Source organism: Shewanella sp. SP2S2-4 (assembly GCF_031932025.1).
GTDB classification, from domain to species: Bacteria; Pseudomonadota; Gammaproteobacteria; order Enterobacterales; family Shewanellaceae; genus Shewanella; species Shewanella baltica.
On the sequence record NZ_JAUOER010000006.1, the window covers coordinates 144,061 to 166,930 of the forward strand.

General features: G+C 46.6%; 22 protein-coding genes. 8 read left to right on the plus strand and 14 right to left on the minus strand.

Going from position 1 to position 22,870, the window contains the following annotated elements:
• Positions 1-365: 365 nt before the first annotated feature.
• Entirely contained in the window at positions 366-1,886 is a 1,521-nt protein-coding gene (locus Q4Q54_RS07185) for a DEAD/DEAH box helicase (RefSeq protein ID WP_311988078.1), read from the plus strand.
• Between the two features lie 219 nt (positions 1,887-2,105).
• On the opposite strand, the gene Q4Q54_RS07190 is transcribed toward Q4Q54_RS07185, so the two are convergent.
• From Q4Q54_RS07190 to Q4Q54_RS07220, 7 genes are all read right to left on the minus strand, one after another.
• On the minus strand, positions 2,106-3,203 hold the full coding sequence (locus tag Q4Q54_RS07190; protein WP_311988079.1) for a hypothetical protein: 1,098 nt from the start codon (positions 3,201-3,203) through the stop codon (positions 2,106-2,108).
• A 286-nt stretch (positions 3,204-3,489) separates the two neighbouring features.
• Positions 3,490-4,866, minus strand: a complete 1,377-nt coding sequence (dbpA, locus tag Q4Q54_RS07195) for an ATP-dependent RNA helicase DbpA (RefSeq protein ID WP_011847678.1) — start codon at positions 4,864-4,866, stop codon at positions 3,490-3,492.
• Positions 4,867-5,194: 328 nt separating this feature from the next.
• Entirely contained in the window at positions 5,195-6,052 is an 858-nt protein-coding gene (locus tag Q4Q54_RS07200; protein WP_006082946.1) for a pirin family protein, read from the minus strand.
• Positions 6,053-6,508: 456 nt separating this feature from the next.
• Positions 6,509-7,063, minus strand: a complete 555-nt coding sequence (locus Q4Q54_RS07205; RefSeq protein ID WP_311988080.1) for a hypothetical protein — start codon at positions 7,061-7,063, stop codon at positions 6,509-6,511.
• Between the two features lie 126 nt (positions 7,064-7,189).
• On the minus strand, positions 7,190-7,540 hold the full coding sequence (locus Q4Q54_RS07210; protein ID WP_311901196.1) for an Imm8 family immunity protein: 351 nt from the start codon (positions 7,538-7,540) through the stop codon (positions 7,190-7,192).
• Between the two features lie 349 nt (positions 7,541-7,889).
• Entirely contained in the window at positions 7,890-8,498 is a 609-nt protein-coding gene (locus tag Q4Q54_RS07215) for a hypothetical protein (RefSeq protein ID WP_311988081.1), read from the minus strand.
• Between the two features lie 1,153 nt (positions 8,499-9,651).
• Entirely contained in the window at positions 9,652-9,855 is a 204-nt protein-coding gene (locus tag Q4Q54_RS07220) for a YheV family putative zinc ribbon protein (RefSeq protein ID WP_011788205.1), read from the minus strand.
• Between the two features lie 253 nt (positions 9,856-10,108).
• Between Q4Q54_RS07220 and Q4Q54_RS07225 the strand changes: the two genes are divergently transcribed.
• Together Q4Q54_RS07225 and Q4Q54_RS07230 are read left to right on the plus strand one after the other, a co-directional pair.
• Positions 10,109-12,022 (plus strand): ABC transporter ATP-binding protein, encoded by a 1,914-nt coding sequence (locus Q4Q54_RS07225; RefSeq protein ID WP_311988082.1) that lies wholly within the window; start codon positions 10,109-10,111, stop codon positions 12,020-12,022.
• Between the two features lie 54 nt (positions 12,023-12,076).
• Positions 12,077-12,538 carry a TIGR02444 family protein gene (locus Q4Q54_RS07230; protein ID WP_311988083.1) on the plus strand — a complete coding sequence of 154 codons (462 nt, stop codon included), beginning with the start codon at positions 12,077-12,079 and terminating at the stop codon, positions 12,536-12,538.
• Positions 12,539-12,622: 84 nt separating this feature from the next.
• On the opposite strand, the gene Q4Q54_RS07235 is transcribed toward Q4Q54_RS07230, so the two are convergent.
• A complete protein-coding gene (locus Q4Q54_RS07235) occupies positions 12,623-13,033 on the minus strand; it encodes a GFA family protein (RefSeq protein ID WP_311988084.1) in 411 nt (136 codons plus the stop codon).
• 113 nt (positions 13,034-13,146) lie between these two features.
• The gene (locus tag Q4Q54_RS07240) at positions 13,147-13,482 is read right to left on the minus strand and encodes a winged helix-turn-helix transcriptional regulator (protein ID WP_006082956.1); all 336 of its coding nucleotides are present in this window, start codon (positions 13,480-13,482) and stop codon (positions 13,147-13,149) included.
• 102 nt (positions 13,483-13,584) lie between these two features.
• On the opposite strand from Q4Q54_RS07240, the gene Q4Q54_RS07245 reads away from it, so the two are divergent.
• Both Q4Q54_RS07245 and Q4Q54_RS07250 read left to right on the plus strand, forming a co-directional pair.
• On the plus strand, positions 13,585-14,367 hold the full coding sequence (locus Q4Q54_RS07245) for an SDR family oxidoreductase (protein ID WP_311988085.1): 783 nt from the start codon (positions 13,585-13,587) through the stop codon (positions 14,365-14,367).
• Between the two features lie 136 nt (positions 14,368-14,503).
• Positions 14,504-15,169, plus strand: a complete 666-nt coding sequence (locus Q4Q54_RS07250; RefSeq protein ID WP_311988086.1) for a cupin domain-containing protein — start codon at positions 14,504-14,506, stop codon at positions 15,167-15,169.
• Between the two features lie 145 nt (positions 15,170-15,314).
• On the opposite strand, the gene Q4Q54_RS07255 is transcribed toward Q4Q54_RS07250, so the two are convergent.
• Entirely contained in the window at positions 15,315-16,910 is a 1,596-nt protein-coding gene (locus Q4Q54_RS07255; RefSeq protein WP_311988087.1) for a GMC family oxidoreductase, read from the minus strand.
• A gap of 69 nt (positions 16,911-16,979) precedes the next feature.
• Positions 16,980-17,486: a hypothetical protein gene (locus Q4Q54_RS07260; RefSeq protein ID WP_006082960.1), complete on the minus strand. Its 507-nt coding sequence runs from the start codon at positions 17,484-17,486 to the stop codon at positions 16,980-16,982.
• A 188-nt stretch (positions 17,487-17,674) separates the two neighbouring features.
• Here Q4Q54_RS07260 and Q4Q54_RS07265 point away from each other — a divergent pair, with 188 nt between their 5' ends.
• From Q4Q54_RS07265 to Q4Q54_RS07275, 3 genes are all read left to right on the plus strand, one after another.
• A complete protein-coding gene (locus Q4Q54_RS07265) occupies positions 17,675-18,718 on the plus strand; it encodes a hydrolase (protein ID WP_311889704.1) in 1,044 nt (347 codons plus the stop codon).
• A complete protein-coding gene (locus Q4Q54_RS07270) occupies positions 18,702-18,947 on the plus strand; it encodes a YheU family protein (RefSeq protein ID WP_006085983.1) in 246 nt (81 codons plus the stop codon). The genes Q4Q54_RS07265 and Q4Q54_RS07270 overlap by 17 nt, the downstream gene beginning before the upstream one ends.
• 90 nt (positions 18,948-19,037) lie before the next feature.
• Complete coding sequence (locus tag Q4Q54_RS07275) at positions 19,038-19,925, plus strand: phosphoribulokinase (RefSeq protein ID WP_006082963.1); 888 nt, start codon at positions 19,038-19,040, stop codon at positions 19,923-19,925.
• Between the two features lie 722 nt (positions 19,926-20,647).
• On the opposite strand, the gene Q4Q54_RS07280 is transcribed toward Q4Q54_RS07275, so the two are convergent.
• From Q4Q54_RS07280 to pepB, 3 genes are all read right to left on the minus strand, one after another.
• Positions 20,648-20,770, minus strand: a complete 123-nt coding sequence (locus Q4Q54_RS07280; protein WP_311988088.1) for a hypothetical protein — start codon at positions 20,768-20,770, stop codon at positions 20,648-20,650.
• Between the two features lie 48 nt (positions 20,771-20,818).
• Complete coding sequence (locus Q4Q54_RS07285; RefSeq protein WP_311988089.1) at positions 20,819-21,328, minus strand: GNAT family N-acetyltransferase; 510 nt, start codon at positions 21,326-21,328, stop codon at positions 20,819-20,821.
• A gap of 190 nt (positions 21,329-21,518) precedes the next feature.
• Entirely contained in the window at positions 21,519-22,811 is a 1,293-nt protein-coding gene (gene pepB / locus Q4Q54_RS07290; protein WP_311988090.1) for an aminopeptidase PepB, read from the minus strand.
• Between the last annotated feature and the right edge of the window lie 59 nt (positions 22,812-22,870).

Sequence of the window (22,870 nt, forward strand, 5' to 3'; positions counted from 1 at the left end):
TTTAGTTGATTGAATCAATCTGATAGCCATACTGTACATTTGGGGAGTCCATTAGGCTCAACCGCACCCCAAAATAACAGTAAAAGTGCGCCTACAAAGCCTCTACCAGTACAAAACGGCACTTCGTAGGACGCAGATTCGCCCTCAATAAGCTCAAATTCGGCTGAGGAAACTTGCGCCTAAAAGATAAGCGAGACCGAGTGAAAGCCGCTGACAAGCGATTTATGTGCCAATATGAATGAAACCCGCTGTAAAAGTCTTTATTCGATGGCACTTAGGGCCCCGATCCTGTAAGCTGCACGCCCGCCAGCAGACCTGGCTATTGACCATAAATGCAGCAAAGCGTTGCCACAAGAGACCAATCTATGAGTTTTACCTCCCTGGGCTTATCGGCCCCGATACTTAAAGCCGTTGCCGAACAAGGCTACGACACACCTTCGCCAATCCAAGCTCAAGCAATTCCCGCTGTGCTTCAAGGCAAAGATGTGATGGCGGCCGCCCAAACAGGAACAGGTAAAACAGCAGGTTTCACCCTACCTATGCTCGAACTCCTGAGTAAAGGTAACCGTGCCCAAGCAGGCCAAGTGCGCGCATTAGTGTTAACTCCAACACGCGAATTGGCGGCTCAGGTTGCAAAAAGTGTTGAAACCTATGGTAAAAATTTACCACTGCGCTCAGCGGTGATATTTGGTGGCGTGCCTATCAATCCACAAATCGCGAAATTGCGCCACGGTGTCGACGTATTAGTCGCCACACCAGGTCGATTGATGGATCTGTACAATCAAAAAGCGGTGAAATTCAGCCAGCTTGAAATCTTAGTATTAGATGAAGCCGATCGCATGCTCGATATGGGCTTTATCCGCGACATCCGTAAGATTTTGGCCATTTTACCTAAGCAACGCCAAAACCTGATGTTCTCAGCCACCTTCTCCGATGAAATTCGTGAACTGGCAAAAGGCTTAGTGAATAATCCGGTCGAAATTTCGGTCACGCCACGTAACGCGGCGGCGACCACAGTAAAACAATGGGTTTGCCCTGTCGATAAGAGCCAAAAATCGGCACTGTTGATCCAACTCATCAAGCAAAACGATTGGCAACAAGTGCTGGTATTCTCGCGCACTAAACATGGCGCTAACCGTCTGGCGAAAAGCCTTGAAGATGCGGGCATTAAAGCCGCCGCTATCCACGGTAACAAGAGCCAAACAGCACGAACTAAAGCCTTGGCCGACTTTAAAAATGGTCAAGCTCGCGTACTGGTTGCGACCGATATCGCTGCCCGTGGTTTGGACATTGACCAATTGCCACAAGTGGTTAACTTCGACTTACCGAACGTGCCAGAAGATTATGTGCACCGCATCGGCCGTACTGGCCGCGCTGGCGCATCGGGTCAAGCCGTGTCACTGGTGAGCAACGAAGAAATCAAACTGCTGAACGATATCGAGCGCTTGATCAATCGCGTATTAGACCGAGAAATGGTTGAAGGCTTTAACCATGTATTGCCTGAGTCACGTTTAGGTGGCGGCGGAAAAAGCAGTGGTAAATCAGTACCAAGCCGTAGAAATACCCGCAGCTCAAACCAACCTAGCTCACGCGATGGCACCCCAAGAAGCGCCGAGCATAAAGATGGTCAACGCAGCGGTGACGTCGCGCGCGGCCACAAGCCAAACGACAAGAATCCAAGACACAGCGCCGATGCCAAACCACGCCCACCACGTTCAAACGATGGTCGAGCTAATAACGCAGGCGCTAGTCGTCCAAGTGAAAGCCGTTCAGGTGCTGGCGAAAATCGTGGCCAAGCGGGTGAGAATCCTTACGCCAATGGCCCAAAGAAAAACACCCGTCGCCCAAATAACGGTGCGAGTCGTCCAAGACATTCACAGGATTAATGCACCCGCTGAGCGAACTCGCTTGGCGATTTAGCCGCATTAAGCCCTAAAAAAACGCCCAACTCCGTCAGGAATTGGGCGTTTTTGTTTGTCTTTGTTTATATAGTCAACAAGCTGCACAATACATTTAGCGCGTTATCCACACATTGACCAATAACTCGCTTGAACAATCGCCGCTTTAAACAACAACCTAAAAAAAACTTTAAACAGCAACCTAGGTTAATTCGCCTTAATATCTGGCAGTTGCTGCAGGACTTCATCCGTAAAATAGGGTTCATCTTCAACCCAAAAAATATAGTCTAGCCCTAGGTAGTTTTGTGCAAAATCCAGCAAGTCAGGCACAGTATTCTTTTTACCTGTTTTGGGATTAATCTGCCGCAAATTACCGTCTTGCACCGCCATGCCTTTCACTAATGCCGCTGGATATTCTTTAATAAAAGCATAACTTTGTGCCATGTGGCTTTTACGATATGGCATTAAATCTGGGCCACCTACCCCCATATTGAGCGCTTTGGCTTGCGCAAACAAACCTCGCATATGGCCTTTGTCATTCCATGGCAGCCATTCGTCTGGTAAAAAGTTCAAATACACCATAGCGGTTGAATGCTGAAATGACTCAGCTAATACTTGCATGTTTTCGCCAATCGCATCGATATAGGCTTTAGGATTAAAATCACTGGGGAACGTCGTTGTTCCATCGGCGTTTTCAGTCCTCACATCAATTGAGCTTTCACTAAAGTTAATGCCCGCAATTTTCCCATCAAACTCTTGACCTAGCTGGCGCACCAATTGTTGATAACGCGCACGTACTGCAGGCTCCCACATTTTGGCTGACCAGCCATACTCATCATCCGTCACAGGTTTATTGGGATCACGCTCTGGCGCGCTCAGCATGCTTTGCTTCAACACACCGCCTTGATAAATCGGAGCATCGAGCAAATACTGAGGCACGTTAAACCTCGGCGTAAAGGATTTCTCTTGCAGCTGGATCCACAATTTTTTGCCTATCGAATCGAGATAGGCAATATCGGCCCTAATCGCGCTGAAATCATATTCGCCCTGCTTAGGCTCTAAACTGCGCCAAGTATAAACAATCTGCGCACCGCCAAAACGGGGATCGCGCAGCGCCTTGTCGGCACGAATGTTTTCTCCGTTTTCCTCACGATGATTAATATAAATGAAGTGCTGTAACGGTTGCGACGCTGGTTGTGACTCTAATTGCCGCTCTGGTTGTGACTCTGGCTGCAACTCTGGCTGAATTGATGCAGCGCTCGCTGCGCTCAAAAAGAGGCTTAGTAAAATAGTCCATCGAAACATAAATACTCCAAACCGATGCAGGCCTTATCACCTGACAAAGTCGTTAATCTGCTCATTTATTTTTTACTCAGAATCACTTCTACCACAGGCAAGCTGAGGGGCATATCAATTCAGCAGACAAATACAAAGTGTTACTTAACTCCCTGCCATAATTAACATTTACAAAACAAACAGACTCAGTCACTGCATTAATCACCCAATAAAAAAGGGAATAAACTCAGGTTTATTCCCTTTAAAAATAGAGCGAATTAAATCGAGGTACGATTCAACTCAAGCTAGGCCAAACTTACTTCATTGGCCAAGCGCGGTAAGATTTTCCTTTAATGCGGCCACCAGTAATTTTGTTCAGTGCTTTCTTGGCAACCTTACGATTAACGGCCACATAGGCGCGGTAATCGGTCACTTGGATTTTACCCACCTGTGAGCCTTCGATACCGTTTTCGCCTGTCAGCGCGCCTAAGATATCCCCAGGACGCAGCTTTTCCTTCTTACCGCCATCGATCTGCAAAGTGATCATGGTTGGGGCTGCAGGCGTGTTGCCGAGCAGACTTTCTGATGGTAGTGATTCGCTGGTGATTTCGCGCTCTAAATACTCTTCTAACAAGGCAATTTTGTAACCGTCTTGGTCGTTATAGAAGGTATAGGCGGCGCCTTTACTGCCCGCACGGCCAGTACGACCGATGCGGTGAATGTGCACTTCGGTGTCGTAGGCAACGTGATAGTTAAACACGGCATCCAGTGCATCGATATCTAAACCACGGGCGGCAACATCGGTCGCCACTAATACACAGGCACTCTTATTAGCAAATTGCAGCAGGGTTTCGTCCCTGTCTCTTTGCTCTAAATCGCCGTGCAAAGCCAATACGCTAAAGCCTAAACCTTCAAGCTCATCGGCCACTTTTTGAGTTTCGCGTTTCGTGTTACAAAACACCACAGCGCTTTCAGGCTTATGTTCTAACAACAATAATTGCAGCGCTTGCATACGCGCCTTGTCATCGTCTAAGTGATAAAAATGCTGGGCTATGCTTAAACTGTCGTGATTACCTTCAACTTTAACCATGCTTGGGTCATACATGATTTGCTTAGCAATCGATTGAATTTGCTCTGGGAACGTCGCGCTAAATAGCAACGTCTGACGCTCACGTGGCGCTTGTTCGATAATCGCATCGAGGGCGGGTTGGAAACCCATTTCTAACATGCGATCGGCTTCATCGAGCACTAACATGTTGAGATTGCTTAAATCTAAGCGATTGCGATCTAAATGATCGACGATACGACCCGGCGTACCCACAATAATGTGCGCGCCGTGTTCCAGCGAGCCAACCTGCGGCCCCATAGGCACGCCGCCGCAAAGTGTCAGTACTTTAACGTTATGAATACCACGGGCAAGGGTACGAATTTCCTGCGCCACTTGGTCGGCCAACTCGCGAGTAGGACACAGTACTAAGGTTTGAATGCGAAAGCGTTTAACGTCTAACTTGTTCAGTAACCCTAAACCAAAGGCAGCCGTTTTACCCGAGCCAGTTTTACCCTGACCTATCACATCCTGCCCCGCTAAAATGGGTGGCAAACTTTGCGCCTGAATTGGCGTCATCTCGTTGTAGCCCATAGAAGAAAGGTTCTCAAGCAGTTCGGGTTTTAGCTTAAGAGTCGAAAAAGCCATTGATGGATTAGGCTTAGTATCAGAGTTGCTCAAGGTGAATATCCTGTGGTGGGTAACGAAGCGGCTGCTAGGTTACTGAAATTGCGTTACTTATCGATTAAACTGGTCTATCAAGATTCTGGCTAGCTTGAGTTAAGAATAAAGCGCTATGCTCGCTCAACCCAAAAGCACGGCTATTGTAGCAACAAAGCGCAGCTTTTACCTCAAGTCCTTAAGCAATAGACATAGCTGGCGTGAACAGCAACAAAAAAGCCCTGTAGGAATACAGGGCTTAGACTTAGATTTAGGCTTGGATTTAGAATTAGCTCAGCGCGGCAGATTTAACAAATTACGCGATGTGGCCGAAACGCCCTTCTTGATAATCGCGAATCGCCTGCTGAATTTCCGCTTGGGTGTTCATCACAAAGGGGCCCATCTGAACGATTTTTTCACGGATAGGTTTACCCGCAAACAGTAACATCCCAGCGCCACGCTCATCGGCTTTAAGCTTAAGCACACTTTGGCTATCAAGCACTAAAAACTCGCCCTGATGATATGACCACTGTGAATCTTCACCCTTGCTTAAGTCACCTTGGTACAAGTACAAGGCGACAAACTCGTGTTGAGACAAATCAAGCGTGGCCTCAGCGTTTGGCGCTAGGCTCAAATCAGCAATGGCAGCTTCGCCCGCTAATCCTTGGATGGCCGCACTAATCAGTGGTTGATCTTTAAAGCCCCAATCACCCGCTAAGGCTTTTAAGCTAGCGCCAGTGTTATTGGTCGCTTCAACGCTAGCGCTACCCGCAGTATCTTGATACTTCGCTGGACGCAGCTTGTCTTTCGCGGGCATGTTGACCCAAATTTGGAATCCATGCAGACCATCGACAGCATCGGCAAGTGGCATTTCAGAATGCACTACCCCGAACCCGGTACTCATCCACTGCACATCGCCGGCACGAATCGCCTTCACATTGCCCATTTGGTCACGGTGCTCAAAACCGCCCTTACGAATATAAGTGAAGGTCTCCATCCCGCGATGGGGATGTGCAGGGAAGCCGCCAATAAAATCTTGTTCATCATCGGATTTTATTTCGTCGATCATCAAGAAAGGATCAAATTTAGTCGTCACAAAATCGGCGACACGGCGAATATTGACACCATCGCCATCCATCGCGGCTTTGGCGGAAAACTGACTTAATACTTTCATTGCTGCTCTCCTATCGGTTGAGCAAAGCGGTGCGTGAAAAGCCAAGATCATACGGCTAAGACAAGACGCAAACGCTTTGCTGATGGAAGCAGAATAACAAGGAAGTTTACAAAAGAATAACGCGAAATCACGGCCTAACTATTCGAAAAAATAGAACGGTAGGCTGTTGATATCCACTCACACAGGTTTGCCATGGCATTGACTCGTCAACTCACAGACAGTCCGTTCTTGGGACGGACGGTCGTCTCGCTAATCACCATGACTCACCTTTTTGGCATTAACGTAACCTATAGATTTAAAAAACATAAGTAACACACTTTGGGACATTTCCGAGTTAAAGCCTTAACTCTAACTCGTCAGTTTCGGATAAAAATTTCTATGGGTTAACGCACGCCTAAACGGCGAGCAACTTGTTGCGAGTCCAGCGGCCGCAGGCCGCGATGTTTAAGGCGCTTGTTAGTTTTCAACTTTTACAACCTCTAGACCAAAAGGCGATATTCGCCCATAAGCTCGTATTTTCGAACCTAAATCAAGATTGCCGTAAACAGATTCTGACAAACAAATATGTTCATTAATAAAAAAACTGACCTCTTTTACAGAAACTCTTGGAGCACATCGACCTTTATAGGCTGCGCTTTCCATTTTTATGACTGTTAACTCAACTACGCCATTACTTACGTAAAAATGATGCAAAAGCTTGGGCAATCCTCCAAATGTAGCTGCCGCTAGCCAGCCAGCAAAAACTATCGGTAAAACTAAAAAGTGTGTGTTTTTCCAGTTTTTTCGAACGTCGGAAAAATTACTTTTATTTAAAAAATACAGACAACTAAATGAACATAACCCAAGCAATAATAAAGATACATACAAACTAAAAAACCACGTTCCAGGTGCGTTTTCAACTGTAACTCTGACATCTGAGAAAATAGATATATACCCACCAGAGAAAAGGAAAATAAAATAAACAAAACCAACTACGCGATTAGCAATTTTAATTGCTGCACTAAATCTCATTTAGTTAACCTAAAAACTAACGCCTGCCACAACGGCTTGGGTGAAGTGGCAGCGTTTTTGCGTCTTTTTGCAAAAACGGTGACAGTTTACCCAAGTCCGATTGATGGCACTTGTTATGCGCCGACATTACGTGCCACCACTATATGGTTTGTAATTTTCAAACTCCCAAGACATATGCTTAGCCAATTGCTCACTTATTGAAGCCCAATCTTGACCTTGGCATTGCTCAAGAATTTTTTCGACCTCAGATACTACACCTGACCAAGAGTACTCATTAAGAACGATTGCATGTTTTGATGAGTTTTTACCGTTTAAATTATTTGGTGTAACGATATGAACCTGAAAATTATCACCACCTTCTGAGTCTGGCCCAACAGTAAAATTCATCCAGAAATCTACGTCGTGCGCATCATCAGGCACCCATTTATCAATGGGGTCGTGATCAGTGCAATCGTAGCTTACGATTATCGGTTTCATTCGTTTCCTTTGTACGCATAACGCTCAAAGCAAGCGCGCGGTATGCGTCGCCTTGCCTTTGTTTGTTATGTGTTTTCTCAAATTACGCAATGTAAAAGTACTCCTATAGTAAATGCGATTAGTAGCAGCCCAAAGAGCGAAACCAAAGAATTTCCCCATAGATAGTTTTCAACTTCTTCATGCAATTCAAGCTCATACTTGGGGTGCTTTCCCGCCGAGATAAGGCGTAAAGAGTAGTAACCCACAACGTAACATAATTTATAAAAAAACATTTCAACAAAAAGCCAAAAAACACCTCTGGCTATTAAAGAAATAAAGTCTTCCATGGCTCACCAAAACACATAACGCTTTACTCAGCGGCTGCGTTAGCAGTCCGATGAAGTAACTTGTTAAGGCCCTGGCTACGCAAATATGCTGACAGAGTCTCGTAATTATTTAGATGATCTTCTGAATAGGCAGGCAAAATATACAGCCCTAGACTAGCGATCAATTCGAACATTTCCAAACAATCCTTCTGATTTTTATATTTAAAGTGAATTGTCCAGTTGTCCTCGAACCAAAGTTCAACACCTAAACGCACAAATACTAAATTGGTTGCATAAACAACATCAAACAGGTTTGCAACATATAAGCCTAAGTCATCACTGCCAATAAAACGCGAAAACTGCAACTTTTGCTTAGTATTGCGGCCAATGTACTTATATTTAATCGGTTTTTCCAACTCAACAAGCTGTGTCAAAAACCTTTTGATGATTCCGTTCCAAGCTCTTATCTGATCATCTGTTGCATCAGCAATAATACTTAAAGAGTCAGATTCATATAGCCAATGATCAAATACTGTCACCGAAGCACAGCTAAAATCCTCTGCGGTACAATCTTCGTTGTACTTCAACAGAAATGAGAACTTTCTAGAAAGTTCTTCATTTTCATTTTTAGACAGATTACGGAAATTTCTCATTATGGCCTTAACGCTCAAAGCAAGCGCGCGGTATGCGTCGCCTTGCCTTTGTTTGTTATGTGTTTTCTCAAATTACGCAATGTAAAAGTACTCCTATAGTAAATGCGATTAGTAGCAGCCCAAAGAGCGAAACCAAAGAATTTCCCCATAGATAGTTTTCAACTTCTTCATGCAATTCAAGCTCATACTTGGGGTGCTTTCCCGCCGAGATAAGGCATAAAGAGTAGTAACCCACAACGTAACATAATTTATAAAAAAACATTTCAACGAAAAGCCAAAAAACACCTCTGGCTATTAAAGAAATAAAGTCTTCCATGGCTCACCAAAACACATAACATTTTATTCGTGCGCATGCGCGTTTATCACGTTAGACCAGTAAAAATGCGCACAGTTAACTATCTGTATGTAAAGAAGTTATCAGATTTTTTACAAATACACCATCCGGAAAAACGCGCATGCGCGTTTTCCAAACCTATTAACTAAGCTCAATATATTTTATCTAATTGATTTAAAATGACTTTCAATTTTATTTTTTGGAAAAACGCGCACGGATGTTGCTCTCAAAACCCTCAAAAACTAGCGTAATACGATATGACTGTATATCTAACCAGGATTCGGCTGTTATAGAGAAGCACTAAAGTGGAGGGCTAATAGATGAGATTTTGTAGGGTAACTCTTTCGTAAAGTCCAGAACGAACAAACGTGTGCTAACAAGCTTTGGGGCAATATCTTTTTAGCTAAACGAACAGCAAAAGTGTTAGTTAAGATTGGCATTGTTGCAACTGTGACCGTTGGCGGCATGGATGCCGTCGTCGAGCCCTCAGGGACGAGTTTATGGCGAGTCATAGGGGAAACAATGACAATTCATGCTGCAAACTGACAACAAAGTTATCTTGCTTTGGGGCAAAAGCTGTTTAGGGCGGATTGTGAATTAAGGACTTAGCTAAGATTGGCATTGTTGCACCTGTGACCTTCTAAAACAGGATGTTTTAGTTGAGCCCTCATGGACGAGTTTATGGCGAGTCACTGGGGAAACAATGACAATTCATGCTGCACAACTGACGCGATCGTTATCTTGAATGGTTAGCCAAGCTTTGGAATGTGACCTTTAAAGTGGTCACATTCAGATTCTCACTTGAATTGAATCTTCAACCTAATCCGGTTTAAACACGCCGATCACAGCGCCGGTGGCTTTTTCAGCAACCTTTTCATCGGTTTGCTGTTCACGGTAATCACACTCTGTGCATTCAACGGTTTCGATGCCGTTTTCCTTGTAGAGTAAAATGCTGTCTTTGGCGCTACATTTTGGGCACTTAGCACCGGCTACGAAACGCTTTTTGATTTTAGTGTTTGTCATAATAGATAAAGGACCAGATAGCAGGGCCAAGGGACTCGGCCGAAGAAATTGCCGCTATTTTGCCACACTGATGATTGAATACCAGTGTTACCTGAAAGTATGAGGTCTTAGGTCGATGTGATGCGATTCGCTAAAGATCATCCTGAAAAGTCGAATAATTGTCCGAGTTATCGGGTCAGGCTGTGGTTTGAAACTGGGTTGTACGCTATTATCTGTGCCCTGACGAATTCACGTTCTAACCAAGTTGTAGTCAATGATCAGCATCAACCAAGCGCAATTAATCCGTGGCAGCAAAACCCTGCTAGATGAGACCTCTCTCACGATTTATCCCGGCCATAAGGTCGGTTTAGTCGGTGCTAACGGCACAGGCAAATCTTCACTGCTCGCATTAATTTTAGGTCACTTAAGCCTAGATAAAGGTGAATTTAGTCTGCCTTCTGGCTGGCAAATTGCCACTGTGGCCCAAGAAACCCCTGCGCTCGACGTCTCGGCACTGGAATATGTGATCGATGGCGATAGCGAATATCGTCAATTAGAAGCCCTATTACACAAGGCCCAAGAAGATAACGATGGCAATGCCATCGCACTCTTACACGGCAAAATCGACGCTATCGGTGGTTATGCGATTCATTCGCGCGCGGGTTCATTGTTAGCGGGTCTGGGCTTTAGTGAAGCCGAACAAAGCAATCCAGTGAAAAGCTTTTCGGGCGGTTGGCGTATGCGCCTTAACTTAGCCCAAGCGCTACTGTGCCGCTCTGACTTATTGCTCCTCGACGAACCCACCAACCACTTAGACTTAGATACCATGTACTGGCTCGAAGGTTGGATTAAGTCCTATCAAGGCACGCTGATTTTAATCAGCCATGATAGGGACTTTATCGATGAAATCGTTGATGAAATCGTCCACGTTGAAAATCAAAGACTCAATTTCTACAAAGGCAATTACAGTGCCTTTGAGCGCATTCGTGCTGAACGTATGTCGCAGCAACAGGTTGCCTTCGAACGCCAACAAAAAGAACGTGCACACATGCAGTCCTTTGTTGACCGTTTCCGTTACAAGGCAAGTAAAGCCAAACAAGCGCAGAGCCGCTTAAAGGCACTAGAGCGCATGACTGAGTTGTTGCCGTCTCAAGCCGACAGCCCCTTTTATATGGAGTTTCGTGCTCCAGAAGCCCTGCCCAATCCACTGATTAAGATGGAACAAGTCGCGATCGGTTATAGCGATAAGCCAATTCTTAGTAAAGTGCATTTAAACTTAGTGCCGGGTGCGCGCATTGGTTTACTCGGCCGTAACGGCGCGGGTAAATCGACATTAATCAAGCTGTTATCGGGTCAATTATCGCCAATGACAGGTTTGTATGAACCTAATCCTGGCGTCAATATCGGTTACTTTGCCCAGCATCAAATCGAATTTTTGCGCCTCGACGATACGCCGATGCAGCATTTAGTGCGTCTGGCGCCCAATGCCAGAGAGCAAGAACTACGCAACTTCTTAGGCGGTTTTGGTTTTAACGGCGATATGGCGCTCTCACCTGTACGGCCCTTTTCCGGCGGCGAGAAAGCCCGTTTAGTGTTGGCGCTATTAGTTTGGCAACGCCCTAACCTATTGCTGCTCGATGAACCCACCAACCATTTAGACTTAGAGATGCGCCACGCTCTGACAATGGCACTGCAAACCTTTGAAGGTGCTATGGTTGTCGTCTCGCATGATAGGCATTTACTGCGATTAACCTGTAGCGATTATTATCTGGTGGATCAAGGTGAAGTGCGCGCCTTCGACGGTGACTTAGACGATTATCACCAATGGTTGCTCGATGCGGCCAAAGCCAACTCGAATCAAAACAGCACCAGTGACGAGATCAAACCTGCCGCTGATAAAAAGCAGCAAAAACGCCTCGAGGCCGAAATCCGCCAAAAGGTATCGCCGCTCAAGCGTAAACAAACTAAGTTAGAAACCGAGCAGCAGAAGCTGAGCGAACGCCTCGCCGAGCTAGAACACTTGCTGGCCGATAGCGAATTGTATGATCAAGATAACAAAGCCAAGCTAACCTCGGTACTAACCGAACGAACGAGCTTGACGCAAACCTTAGAAGACAGTGAAATGCAATGGCTCGAGTTGCAAGAAGAGATAGATGCAATGGAACTTGAGGTCATGGAGCAACAATAACTCCAGCGTTCTTTTACATAAAAGTCAGTAGCAGCGGCAATACAAGGAAATAGTATGGCGGTTTTAACCCAGTTCGACAGTCAACTCTGGCAATGGTGTGATATGAGCTATGCGCAAAACAAAGCGCTCTGTCTCGAATTGCAAAATAGCTGTCAGGTGAACGTCAATCTACTGCTACTGGCGCAATATTTAGATATCACTATGGATGTGTCTGGGCCGCAGCAATACAGCACGGACCAATGGCAATCGCTGATGAGCGCTGTGGGTGAATGGGATGAAAGATTTCTCATGCCCTACCGCAAATTACGTAAACTCGCTAAGTCCAGCCTAAATGAGCAAGAGTATCAGCAGATGCTCGCCGTTGAGCTGATGATGGAACGTAAAGCGCAGCGAACCATCTTGAATAAACTCAATGAACTCAACCCAAGCGGCCAAACGACGAATCTGGTGAGCTACTTAAGCTTGTTTAGACTCAGTGAAATAGACGCCAACGAAATCGGCTTAATCGCGCCCTGACCTAGCCCAAACAAATCACGTTAAATCAAGCACAGCTAAGTTAGATCGAGCTCAATCAAATTAATACTATGATCATCTGAGCCGCTAACAGCTGCGGCCTTGTGAATAGCGTTGACAGTCATCCTTGATCACCAACCAGTTCAGCTGACTCTCAGTATAAATATGGTACTTAGGCTGAACTTGGTTAGCATCGTCCAGACTCGCTATGCTCAAGGTCAAATAATCGGGATATTGAGTATGTCGGTAGGTTAACGATGTACCGCATTGGTCACAAAATCCACGGCGAATAAACTCAGACGATGCAAACTCAGTCACCAGACCTTTAAGCCAAATCACTTGGTTGAGTTTAAAATCCATCCAAGCCCCAAATGCAGAGCCCGTGCTTTTTTGGCACGAACGGCAGTGGCAATAATCCGCATCGAAGGGTTCACCTTCAATCTGATAACGAATCGCCCCGCATAAGCAGCCGCCTTCCCGTAATCTCTTTTTAGGCATATACACTCCCATTTCCGACCAGCCGCACGCTCCCTTGAGTAGCGCTTCATCTCGATAAAATAAACCGCTGCGATTTACCTTATCGAAATTGAACTGCTACAAAAGAACGTTAATTAAGCGTCGATTTCTTGCTGTAACTTTTCCAGCTCATCCAAAATATGCAGAAATTTTTGGCCAAACTCAGTCACTTGATACTCGACACGCGGCGGCAGCTCGTTATAAATGACCTTATCTAAGATGCCAAATTCTATGTTCTTTTTTAAACATTGATTCAATACCTTAGTTGAAAGACCTTCGACTGAGCGCACCATTTCCCCCGGTCTTTGTACCCCACTGGCCAACAGCTGATAAACCGTTAATGACCATTTACAACCATAAATCGTCTCGACCATACGGGCAGAACGCTCAGGGGGCGATTTGCGTGAAATAATTTTTTCATTGTTATTCATAAAGATGTACCAAAAAGTACCTGCCTTACCTATTTGTACTTACTGTTCAGACAGTTATTGAGTTCTTAAGATTACCACCTTGATAATACTTAGGAGTAGAAAATGCAATTTAATACCTCAAATCTCGCCATTATTGTCGGTGGTAGCAGCGGCATAGGTTTCGAAACGGCGAAACAATTAGCCGAACAAGGCGTATCAGTACTCATCGTCGGCAATCAGCAAGATAAACTCACCGCAGCCGTCGCCGCAATCAAACACGCCCATCCGACAGCCGAGTTACGCGTCGACGGTTTTCAAGCCAACCTTTACCAAGCTGCGGATGTTAATAGGTTAACCGCACACATTAGCCAGCTTGAGCAAAAAGTCGGCTACCTAGTCAATGCTGCGGGTTATTTCAATCCAAAATCCTTTATCGACCACTCAGAGGCTGAGTACGATCTCTACATGGCGTTAAATAAAGCCCTGTTCAGGATCACCCAAGCCGTGACCCACAAGATGATTGATGCGGGCGGCGGTAGTATAGTGAACATAGGTTCTATGTGGGCAAAACAAGCGGTTAAAGCCACTCCGTCATCGGCCTATTCCATGGCCAAAGCCGGATTACACGCATTAACCCAGCATTTAGCGATGGAACTGGCGGATAAGCATATTCGCGTCAACGCGGTTTCACCCGCCGTGGTCAATACGCCCATCTATAACGCTTTCATCCCAGAGGCAGAGCTAAACCAAGTGATTGAAAGCTTCAACGCTTTTCACCCGATTGGTCGAGTCGGCACGCCGAGCGATGTGGCGAACAGCATTTGTTTTCTTTTATCCAATGACACCAGCTGGGTGACCGGCGCGATTTGGGATGTTGATGGCGGCGTGATGGCTGGACGCAACTAATATTGCAGACACAGCAAGTATGCTAATACACAGCTAACATCGCAGAGCGCAGCTCGCACACTGTTAGCGCAGCAAGACGCAACGAACACAGTAAACAATCACTATTCTAAGTTAAGGTTAAATAAGGTCTAACACTATGCTCAATATGAACTTTAGCGAACGTGTCGTTATTGATACGCAGCAGCAACCCTGGTTGCCAAGTCCTGCTCAAGGCGTTTGGCGCAAACCACTCGAGCGGGAGGCTAAAGAATCAGGACACACCAGCAGCATAGTGAAATACGACGCGGGTTCGCAGTTTGCGACCCACAAGCATCCGCTGGGCGAGGAAATCTTTGTGCTCGAGGGGGTATTTTCCGATGAAAACGGCGATTACCCCGCGGGCAGTTATCTTCGCCATCCGCCAGGGAGCCAACACGCGCCGTTTAGCCAAGAAGGCTGCGTTATCTTAGTTAAACTCAATCAATTCAATCCGCGAGATCTTGATGTGGTCAAGATTAACACTCAGCAGACTCCTTGGTTACAAGGCATAGGCGGCTTACAAGTGATGCTGCTACATGAATTCGAGCATGAACATACTGCATTAGTGAAATGGCCTAAGGGTGAAACCTTTCAACCCCATCGACATTTTGGCGGCGAAGAAATATTGGTGTTATCGGGCAAGTTTCAAGATGAACAAGGGGAATATCCGCGCCACACTTGGATACGCAGTCCGCACATGAGCGGCCATTTCCCTTTTGTCGAAGAGGAAACCATTATCTTAGTGAAAACAGGACATTTACCCATTAGCACCATTCAGCCCTAAGCCACGGCGAGCATAGTCTTAAGCAACGTAGGTTTCTACAAGCATAAATTACGTCTGCATAAGTTGCTGCGGCATACGTTTCAGCAACTTAATCTGCTGCTGAGTTCTCTGCAACTCAGCATCAGAATCATTGGCTTAGGTAACATCACCCTTTACCGTCGGTGAGCTTTTGCGCGAGTGCAGTGGCATTACGTGCTGTGATGCCATAAATCGACAGCTGCGGGTTAGCGCCAAGGCTGGTCGGGAAGATAGACCCATCCATTACAGACAGATTTTCTAAATAGTGCGACTGACCATAGCTGTTGACCATAGAAAGCTTTTCATCTTCGCCGAAGGGACAACCGCCCATCACATGGGCCGATGCGACGATAGTACGCAGTGGCGCGAGTGACATCTGCGCAATGCTCTCTTTGGCGTCCTTCCACGAAGATAAGTAAGGCATACCATCGCTGATCGGCAACACTTTTAATGCGCCAGCCGAGAATTGTAACTCCGCCATACTAGCAAAAGCGCGTCTTGCGGCCCGCCAAAAGGCATCGGTCAACGGATAATCTAAGGTAAATCCCTTAGGGGTTAAGTGCACTTCACCGCCCTGACTGTCGGGATGATAACCATCGCGGATTAAGGCAATCGTCACTTGCAACTGATTGAACTGCGCCATTAACTCGGCATGACTCGCGCCATAACCTAAGGTTTTAGAGGCAATTAAAATCGGGTGCACTGGCGGAACTTCGAGTTTATAGCCGAGCTCACCATCGGCGTCATTTTTCCACACAAATTCATCGGAATAGATAGATTGCGGCGCGCCACTATGGCCATTGATCGAATCGGCAAACACGCCGCCGGATAACAAAGTCGGATGTAAAAAAGTGCGTTTTCCCAAAAGTTTGTTGGGATCGGGCACCTGCGAGCGCATCAAAATCGTCGGCGTATGGATAGCGCCCGCACTCAAAATATAATGTTTAGCCTTAAATAACAGCTCAACGTCAGTGGGTCGTAAATTCACATCCAGCGCCTGCGCTTTTAACGCAAACACTTGGCCATTATGGTGCTCAATCTTAGTCACTTTAGCGCGGCTGATCAGTTGCGCGCCTTTCTCAAGTGCCGAGGGAATCGTGGTGACTAACATAGATTGCTTCGCATTAACCGGACAACCCATGCCGCAATAGCCGGTATTCCAGCAACCCGCCACATTGCGTTTAATGACTGTGTATTCCCAGCCAAGATTGATACAACCTTGCTTCAGGGCGGCATTATTACGGTTAGGCTCATAGTTCCATTCATGGATATTGAGCCGCTGCTCCATTTGCTCAAACCAAGGGTCTAAGCTCTCGCGATTAAGCCCTGCAACCGACTTATGTTGCGCCCAAAAAGCTAACGCCTCGGTCGGCGTGCGAATAGAAGTGGTCCAGTTAACTGTGGTTGAGCCACCGACTGCGCGGCCTTGAAAAATCCCAATCGCCTTGTCGGCGGTTTTCATCGCAGCGGCTTGTTGATACAAGTTGGGATAAGCGACCCGCTCTTCCATATTAAAATCGCTGGAGGATTTTAGCGGCCCCGCCTCAATCATGATCACGCTTAGCCCTGCTTGGGTGAGGATTTCGGCCGCCACACCGCCACCAGCACCCGTGCCGACAATAATCACATCGGCTTCAAACTGTTGGTTTTCTTGCAATTGGCTCGCGTCGGTATGTAACCAACCTGAGTTTAAACCATTCACTATGGGATCTATGACTGCCAACTTGAGTGCTCCACTGTCGCGGGTAAGATGCTTATTATTGGGCGTTTTATTCAGTTACAAACGGGCGAGCTATTTGAACAGTTCAGGTTTGGCATAATGCAGGCGGCTCCAATGTTCAGGGCAAGCGTAATAACTGGCCATCACTAATTCCCGCAATCCAAGATAAGCGGTTTGTAACAGCGCAAAATAACTGTGGCGCCAGGTTTCTAGCATTTCAGTTAACTCGGCGGGAGAGCGCATCAATAACGGTGTCATGCTTGAGGTCAGTACGAGTAAGCCGAGGCGATTTTCGAGCATATCGAGCAGTTCAAATAACTCGGTTTGCTGCTCCTCGGGTAGCACAGAAATGGACTGTTTGATGGCATCTAAAGTGCGATTTTGCGCCGCGAGCTTGTGAGTTGCCACATCGGGCAAAGCGCCGTCGAGCATCACAGGTAAAAGCACGCTAAACAACAAGCGATAATCTTTGCCTTCGCTGTCCTCGGGCAAACTAAACTCAGGAGAATAGAGATTGACCCCTAAGGCTAACGCCGCCGTACCGGCAAACGCGCCCATCAAAAAGGTTCGTCGCTTCATCTCTATCTCCTAAATATCAATCTAAATGTCGGCCTAAATATCAGCATAAAAAACAATTGTGCTACACTGCCCACGCGTTTATATCCAAGCGACCTCAAAATAAGAATTTCAGCATTTTGAAGTCGCTTGGATATAAATTAAACACACGTTTTAATTTTCAGCAATAGCCGATACCAAGATAAACACCCATGCCAAATTCCTTTATGCCGCCTTGGTGGGCCAAGAGTCCCCATGTACAAACGATTTTACCCGTATTCACTAAAGTGGCCAAACCAGCATTACAGCGGCAGCGCTTAGAGTTGCCCGATGGCGATTTTGTCGATTTAGATTGGCAGGATTTTCCGCAGTCTGGCAAACCTATCGTGGTGATCATCCACGGCTTAGAAGGAAGTGCTCAGTCCCATTATGCGCGGCGGATACTGCAAGCCTGTAAAGAACAGCAACTCGCAGCAGTCGTGCACCATCACAGAAGTTGCTCGGGTGAGGCCAATCGCCTCGCGCGCAGTTATCACAGTGGTGACACGGACGATTTACAGTTTAGTCTATCAACACTGAAAAGCGCGTATCCGCAATCGCCCTTATTAGCCGTAGGTTACAGTTTAGGCGGCAATGTGCTGACTAAGTATCAGGGCGAATATCAGGATGACAGTTTATTAGCTCGCGCAGTGGTTGTCTCGGCGCCGCTGCAATTGTCCGCCTGCGCTAAACGTTTAGAAAATGGTTTTTCGAAGGTATATCAAAGCTATTTAATCAAACAGTTACAGCAAAAAATCAGCCATAAGCTGAACGATCCCGACTTAGCCATCTCTATGCCGCTGAGCCAGTTGCAGGTCGACCGTTTAAATACCTTCTATGGTTTTGACGATAAAGTCACAGCGCCATTGCACGGCTTTGACGGCGTAGACGATTACTATACGCGTGCCAGTGGTTTACCCTTTGTCAGCCGCATTACTAAACCGACGCTTATCATCCATGCCAAGGACGATCCCTTTATGACAGATGAAGTGATCCCCCAGCCAAACCAATTATCGGGTTATGTAGAATACGAACTGCATCCCTATGGCGGTCATGTTGGCTTTATCGAAGGCGGTACACCTTGGAAACCGCGCTTCTATCTTGAGCGACGGATTTTACACTTTTTACTCGGCGATCAAAGTGTTGACCCACTTAGCGTAGACCCCATCAACGGCGACAATATTCTCCAAGGAAGCACCGATGCTCATTCCCTATGAAACCCTATTACAACTCCCGAAGGAAACGCTCGCCAATTTGATCCGCGAATATCTCTTCGGTCAAGTGGAGGATGGCAGCTTTGCCAGTCTTGATGAGCAGGAACTGGCGCAGGCGATAGTCCAATGTCAACAAGCACTTAAACAAGGTAAGCTGAAATTAGAGTACAGTGAGGACGATGAGTCCTTCGCGATACGCTCAGCGGATCAAATAGCACAGCAGCAAGATTGACCAGTCCTACCTCTGTACCGTATAAATAGTACTCGCGTTTTTATCGCTTCCCCATAAGCGGCTCTTTTGGTTCCTAGCTAGGTAGAAAAAATGTCAGCAAAACATCCCATTATTGCAGTTACAGGCTCATCAGGCGCGGGAACCACTACGACGACCACCGCCTTTAGCCATATTTTTCGCCAACTAGGGATTAACGCCGCCTTTGTCGAAGGCGACAGCTTTCATCATTTTACCCGCGCTGAAATGGAAGTGATGATCCGTAAATCCCAAGCTGAAAACCGTAACCTCAGTTATTTTGGTCCAGAGGCCAATAACTTTGCCCGCTTGGAACAATGCTTTCGCGATTACAGCGCCACAGGCCAAGGTGAAACCCGCAGCTATTTACACACCTTCGATGAGGCCGTGCCTTTTAACCAGATGCCCGGCACTTTTACCCAATGGCGACCCTTGCCAGAAAATACCGACATGCTCTACTACGAAGGCCTGCATGGCGGCGTGGTTACCGGTGACGCCAATGTCGCCCAGCATGTCGATCTGTTGATCGGTATGGTGCCCATAGTCAACTTAGAGTGGATCCAAAAAATTATCCGTGACACTTCGGAGCGCGGCCACAGCCGTGAAAAAGTCATGGGCTCGATTGTGCGCAGTATGGATGACTATATTAAGCACATGACGCCACAGTTCTCCCGCACTCACATTAACTTTCAGCGGGTGCCAACGGTCGATACCTCTAACCCCTTCAGCGCCAAAGATATTCCGAGCTTAGACGAGAGCTTTGTGGTGATCCGTTTTCGCGGCATCAATAATGTCGATTTCCCCTATTACCTCAATATGATCCAAGGTTCATTTATGTCACGGGTCAACACCTTAGTGGTTCCCGGCGGTAAAATGTCGCTAGCCATGGAGCTTATCCTCACGCCTTTGATTAAAGATTTGATGGAAAAACGCCAGCAACTCAATACTCCCGAAGCAAACTAAAACTTTGCGAATGGGGGGCGAATTTAACGAAAGGCTAAGGAAATAAAGTCTTTTTTTGCAATAGATTAAGTTTGATTTAAGCCATTAGCGCTAATCTTGTCGGCATCGGGATTTCAGGCGAAAGAACGATAGTTGGCATACTCTTGGGAGTTAATTCCCCCATCTTGATCTGTTGATTTCCTTGAGTATGTCAGCAACCTTTAAGTCTTCAGCGTTACTTCCGCATCCATGCTTGATCTGTTGATTTCCTTGAGTATGTCAGCAACCTTATCTTAAACTCTAAGTCTTCAGAGTTAATTCCACATCCATACTTGATCTGTTGATTTCCTTGAGTATGTCAGCAACCTTTAAGTCTTCAGCGTTACTTCCGCATCCATACTTGATCTGTTGATTTCCTTGAGTATGTCAGCAACCTTATCTTAAACTCTAAAGCTTCAGAGTTAATTCCGCATCCATGCTTGATCTGTTGATTTCCTCGGGTATGTCAGCAACCTTATCTTAAACTCTAAGTCTTCAGAGTTAATTCCACATCCATACTTGCTCTGTCGATTTCCTTGAGTATGTCAGCAACCTCTCAGAAAATAGGTTCTAGGTTCTAGGTTCTAGGTTCTAGGTTCTAGGTTCTAGGCTCTAGGCTCTAGGCTCTAGGCTCTAGGCTCTAGGCTCTAGGCTCTAGGCTCTAGATTCTAGATTCTAGGAAAATAGAACGTTCGTAAACTCACTCACAGAACGCAGCGCTCACCATAAGGGCAAAGCCCGTTGCGTAAATCGTGAGTCACAAAGTGACGTTCTGTAGCAGTTTGCTGCGTGCCGTTATCCGTAGCCGCAACGCGGCGTTCTAGCATTTGCAAAGCAACACCCTAGATTCTAGCAGCAGCGTTTTTTGCGGCGCCCTAGCAGGCCAAAGGCCGCCCTAGATTTTTATACATCACCCTGCACTCTAAGGCTATGCCTCTAGGCGAGCAGTAGATGGATTCCTCTTCTAAACCTTCACCACCAAAACCACAGTGGCGATAGAAATCCACCGCATTCAAAGTCGATTCCAACCTCAGCTGAGCAATGCCCTGATTAAAAGCCATGGTTTCAATAAATTGCAGTAGCGCTTTACCGACACCAAGCCCCATAGCATCGGGGGAAACAAACAGCGCCTCTATCTGGGCATAGGGTTCATCCAACATAGCAGTGCCAACCACAGTCTTAAGCGACAACTCGTCAGAGGACAACTCTGCCACATAAAAATGTGCATCGACTATACGACTAAATTGCTCGGTCAGTTCGCCTTCGGTCCAAATAATCAGATCGCCCACATCATAAAATCCGGCGCAGCCTTTATTGATGGCTGCATTGCGGATATCCCAGCAGGCCTGAGCATCCGCTTTCGTTGCTTTTCGTATAGTTATCATCATGTTTCCTAAATAAAAATGCTCTGCCATAACATGCCATGAAGCCGCTGAAACGCCAAGTAAACTATTGGCCTAGTATTTCACCCAATAAAAAACCGCCCGTAGGCGGTTTTAATCCAGTCTGCAGAACCTTAATGGATCTGCGCTAACCTATCTGACTTAAGTCTTGGCGCTAAGTGTAGAGCTAGGTTTAGCCTTTGATCAATTCACTAATGGTCAATACGCCGTGGGTCGTTGCACCCGCGCCCCACATAGCAGAAGCAGAATCTTCAAAGGCGCCCGCTAAATCAACGTGTAACCATTTAGCTTCTGGTGAAACAAAGCGCCATAGGAAACCAGCCGCATTAGAAGCACCACCTGCACCACCACCTTTCATTGCGCGGCTGTTGGCTGTGTCAGCATAGGCAGATGGACACATTTCTTTGTGCCAAGGATCCAGCGGCAGCGGCCATACACGCTCGGCAACACTCGTGGCTTTTTGCTGAGCCAGTTGCAACACATCAGTCTGTGGCGAGAAAATCGCGTTGTAGTTTGAGCCAACAGCCATCACAGCGGCGCCTGTAAGGGTCGCTGCATCGATAATAAAAGGTGCACCTGTCGCAGAAGCGGCTTGCAGACCATCGGCCAACACTAAGCGCCCTTCCGCATCTGTGTTCACCACTTCAACTGTCACGCCATTTTTGTAGGTAAGGATATCGCCTAACTTATAAGCACGGCCGCTGATCAAGTTTTCAGCACAACATAAGAAGAGTTTAACCCGTTTGTTTAGGCCAGATTTGATCGCTAAACCGAGCGCGGCAGTCACAGTCGCCGCGCCGCCCATGTCGCATTTCATGCCTAACATGCCTTCAGAGGCTTTGATGCTGTAACCGCCAGAATCAAAAGTAATCCCTTTACCCACAAGCGCCACAGACACGGGTGCATCAGCAGCTAATGGGTTGAAGTCTAACTCTAACATTGCTGGTGGACGCTCACTACCGCGACCGACTGCATGGATACCAATCCACTGTTCTTCCAGCAGCGCTTCGCCTTCGATAATCCGATAGCTCACCATATCGCCACCGACTTCAGCCAACCATTTCGCCGCTTGTTGGGCAAGCTTCACTGGCGATAGGTTTTCAGGCGTATCGTTGATCAGTTGACGGGCAAAGGTTGCCACATCGAGTCGACGTTGCAATTCGGCTTGTACAGCTTCATCACCACACCAATGGACTTGATAACCTGGTTTTGCCGTCGCGAAACCTTGGGCAAACACCCACTGGCTATTGAGATCCCAAAGCTGCCCAGCTAACACCACACTGCTAATACCTTGGCTGCGCAGTTTACGGGCCGCCATTTGAATTTGACGCAGCTCATCGCCACCCGCTAAATGAATTTGCGCACCGTCGGTAGTATAAGTCACATCGGCTTTGCCCCAGTGGGCGACCGGCGCTTCTTTGGTTAATTGCACTTTCATTAATTCAGTTACTTTTAGTTCACTCATTAGGGATCCTTATTTTTCGATTCGTTTTAGAACAATCAATCAGCAATCAGAACAAACTT